Source organism: Bacillus sp. JJ1764 (assembly GCF_036962145.1).
In the GTDB taxonomy this organism is placed as follows: domain Bacteria; phylum Bacillota; class Bacilli; order Bacillales; family Cytobacillaceae; genus Neobacillus.
The window spans coordinates 1-3,843 of sequence record NZ_JBALNY010000068.1 but is presented as its reverse complement, the minus strand read 5'-3'; the positions used below and the strand labels follow the sequence as shown (position 1 = coordinate 3,843).

Below are 3,843 nucleotides of genomic sequence, written 5' to 3'. Positions count from 1 at the left end.
AGAAAAGTCCTTCATCCCCAATATGAAAACCACTTTCCTCAGTTGATTAATCAAGAAATGTCCTTCATCCCCGAGATGAATGACGCTTTTTCAATTTCATGGCTTATGTATTGTCTTTCATCTTCCATAATATTGCATATTTCTAGCTGCGCATCAAATTGTAGCAACAAAAAACCGCATTAGAACTCATTATTGAATTCTAATACGGTTAACAAGACTGAATCGTTAATTAAGACCATGAATTGATTAGTACTTTTTTTATCGGACAGCCTTTCTCGTGCTTTCCGAGGCAAAATCGGCAATTATCACGAGAACCATATAACAAAGGAGCAACAAAGTGATTTCTGTGTAATGGAAAAAACTCATTGCCAGTTTAAATTCCATTCCCAAACCTCCTGCACCAACAAAACCAACCACTATGGTTGTTCTCATGATGACTTCCCACCGATAAAGAATATAAGTCAGAAATCTTGGTAAAACGGTGGGGAGGATCCCATAAAACAGAACCGCCAGTTTGGAAGCCCCGGCCGAAGCTAAATTGCGAATGGGTTGTGCATCCATATCCTCAATGACTTCTGCCCACAGCTTGCCGAGAATGCCAAAGTTATGCAAGGCAAGGGCAATGGCACCCGGTAACAGCCCTGGTTTAAAAATAAATATGATCATCATCGCCCAAACAAGCTCGGGTACCGACCTGGAGAAAATATACATTATTCGAACCATTCCATATAAAATCCAATTGTACCATTTCTTATCACCAGTCAATTGTCCGTTGGCAATGTTTCTGGCTGCCGGGATAACGGTAAGAAATGCTGCAATGGTGGAGAAGCCGATGGCCATGACACTCATTTCCAATGTTTCCAGAGTAAGATTTAATGCAGCAGACCAACTTTCTCTATCTAAAAAAGCGGGCTGCTGATTATTAACACCGATTAAACCTTCAAAAAACCGTTTGGCTGCTTCATAATTTTTATCGGAAAATAAATCAAAGAATTGTGCATGTTCTCCCAATAAAATAAACAACCAGGAACAAATGATTAATAAAAGTGCAAAAATCGCTGAGCCCCAAGTATAACTGAAGCCGCGTTGTTTTCTTTGTTCAATAAGTGATGTTCGAACAACATTACTCCAAATATCTACTAAAATGACTAAGACAATCAAGAAAAAGACAAAGGTCCATACCCGGTCATATTTTAAATCTCGGAGGGACAGTTGTATTTGATAACCGAGCCCGCCAAGTCCGACAAAGCTCATGATTGCAGACGATCGAATGGAACATTCAAATCGGTACATGGTGTAACTGATGATATCAGCCCATACTAAAGGAAAATATCCATAAATCAACGTTTGAATTTTAGAAGCCCCAGCGGATCTTAGGGATTTAATGGGTTCATCAGGAACATCATTCAACATATCTGAAAAAATGCGCCCGAGGATTCCCCCATAGGGAATGGCCAGGGAGAAAATCGCCGCGTAGGGAGAAAGACCGATTGCCGCAACAAAGAGCCATGCCCAGATCAGCTCATGAATGGATCGGGTGAATCCTAAAATACCCCTAAAGCAGATTTTTGATACGATCCGTGAAGTTTTGGTTGATGTGATAACCCCTGAAGCCAGAGTACCTACGATAAACGCATAAACAACTGCTAGTGACATTCCGGTAACTGCGTAGGCAAGCGTAATCCATGCAGATTTCAGTCCAAGTGCTAATACTTCAAGGGTTAAATCAGGATGAATAAGACCTTTTAAGATTTGTAAAAGGGTTGGAATGCCACCGGAATGGACTAAATCTGAATTCCATTTTATTGAAAATAGACTCCACACAAATACGGCGACTAGCAATAATGAAAGTAAAAAGCGGTTATGATGTCGTATAACAGAAGTTAATTTCATTCATTAACACCGCTTCTTATGTGGTACAGCTGTGTCAAAAGATGATCAGTTACTTGTTCCGTTGGCAAATCAAAGAAAATTTCTCCGTTCTTCATAGAGATAATTCTTGTAAAATATTTTCTGGCATATTCCACTGAATGTAAGCTAGTAATTAAGGTCAGCTGTTTCTCTTTTACAATAGAAGTCAGCATGGCTAAAATATCTTCAGAACGCGCTGGATCAAGGGAAGCAACAGGTTCATCGGCTAAGATAATTTCCGGATTTTGAACCATTAATCTGGCCATGGCAACCCTTTGCTGTTCTCCACCAGAGAGGGTGGAAGTCATTTCGTATTCTTTCCCTTGTAATCCCACTCGTTGCAAGGCTTTTAATGCTGTCTCTTTTTCCTGGGGAACCAACAAAGAAAATAATGATTTGATCGTGCTCCATTCTGATAATTTTCCCGCTAATACATTATGAATGACAGCCAATGAACCAATTAGGTCGAATTGTTGACGAATAACCCCCACTTTTTTTGCGAAAATCTTTCCTTTTTTATAATAGGAAAGGGGGAAGCCATCAATTAGCAATTCTCCGTTAGAGATGGGTTCAATTCCGGCAATAGAATTCAGTAGAGTGGTCTTTCCGGCACCACTTGGACCAATTAAGGCGATCAATTCACCCTGTTTAACAGAAAAAGAAAGGGAAGATAAAGCTATCTTCCGCTCAAAGTGTTTTGTTAAGTTTTTCGCTTCAATCCTATTTTTTGAAGACATTTGTAACTTCATCCTTCTATTTAATAATCTTCAAATCTCTTGCAACTTTTTCAATCTTTTTATAGTTAGCATTTTTAGTTTCCACGAATTGATCGGTTTGGAATAAATTTGCAATGTCAGTTTGCTCGCTGGTGATTGATAACAGAGCATCTTTTACTTTTTTCTTTGTGCCTTTTCCAAATACTTCCTCAACATTACTGTTTATAGTCCAGTTGTAATCATAATAAGCTGGTGTGGTATAAAATACTTTCACCTTATTACCATCAACTTTTCCTTCTTTAACAGCAGCCTGCCATACAGCTTCATTTAAAGCACCTGCTTTAAATGCACCGGATTCAACTAATTTGTAGGTTGCATCATGGGAACCAGAATAATTAGGTTTACCGTCAAAGTCACGATCCGGATTAATACCTGCTTCAGTAAGGTAGTAGCGTGGCATTAAGTGGCCTGAGGTGGAGCTTTCACTACCAAAGGTAAACGATTTACCTTTTAAATCCGCCAATTTTGTAATATTGGAATTTGCCTGAGTAATAAATACGGAATGGAATTCCGCGTCGCGAGGACGTTGGACAATCGATTCTGCATCTGGGACCAGGTTTCTTGCTTGAACACTCGTTAAGCCGCCAAACCAAGCCATATGAATTTCACCGCGTTGGAAAGCAGTAACCAAGGCTGAATAATCAACAGAAGGGACAAATTCAACTTTTAACCCTGTTTTTTCACTTAAATATTTAGCAGTTGCTGTCATTCCTTTATCAAGGTCAGCTGCATTTTGGTCAGGAATCGCTCCAATTTTGAAGACCTCGTCCGTTTTTGGAGTGGATTCTTTTTTACCTTCACTTTTCTTTTCATCTTTTTGGCCACATGCGGCTAATGAAAAGACAAGCATCGCAAGAACGAGAATAGAAAGCCATTTTTTCATATGCAATTTCTCCTTAGCTGTATATTAGAATATAATCATAACCTTACTCATTATAAATGGAGCTATACCTAGTTTAAATTCAATTTATCTATTTGTTCATTGTCATTAAATCGATTTTATCGATATGTTATATGACAAATCAAATGAATTTCCGATAAATACAAATTCATTTGTTTAAAATCATAATAGAGTTTTTCCAATTACGGCTAGATTTTTATAGGAAATTAGAAAGGTTTTGTTTCAAACTTTTGAATCTTTTAATATGCATAGTAG

At 38.3% G+C, this 3,843-nt stretch carries 3 protein-coding genes; all 3 read right to left on the bottom strand.

Going from position 1 to position 3,843, the window contains the following annotated elements; genetic code table 11:
- Nucleotides 1-258: 258 nt before the first annotated feature.
- The 3 genes from V7083_RS11415 to V7083_RS11405 are packed head-to-tail and all read right to left on the bottom strand — an operon-like array spanning nucleotide 259 to nucleotide 3,570.
- Nucleotides 259-1,893, bottom strand: a complete 1,635-nt coding sequence (locus V7083_RS11415) for a PhnE/PtxC family ABC transporter permease (RefSeq protein ID WP_335477761.1) — start codon at nucleotides 1,891-1,893, stop codon at nucleotides 259-261.
- Nucleotides 1,890-2,648: a phosphonate ABC transporter ATP-binding protein gene (locus V7083_RS11410; protein ID WP_335477760.1), complete on the bottom strand. Its 759-nt coding sequence runs from the start codon at nucleotides 2,646-2,648 to the stop codon at nucleotides 1,890-1,892. Before V7083_RS11410 ends, V7083_RS11415 begins: the two co-directional genes overlap by 4 nt.
- A gap of 16 nt (nucleotides 2,649-2,664) precedes the next feature.
- Nucleotides 2,665-3,570, bottom strand: coding sequence for a putative selenate ABC transporter substrate-binding protein (locus V7083_RS11405; protein ID WP_335477758.1), 906 nt, complete (start codon nucleotides 3,568-3,570; stop codon nucleotides 2,665-2,667).
- Between the last annotated feature and the right edge of the window lie 273 nt (nucleotides 3,571-3,843).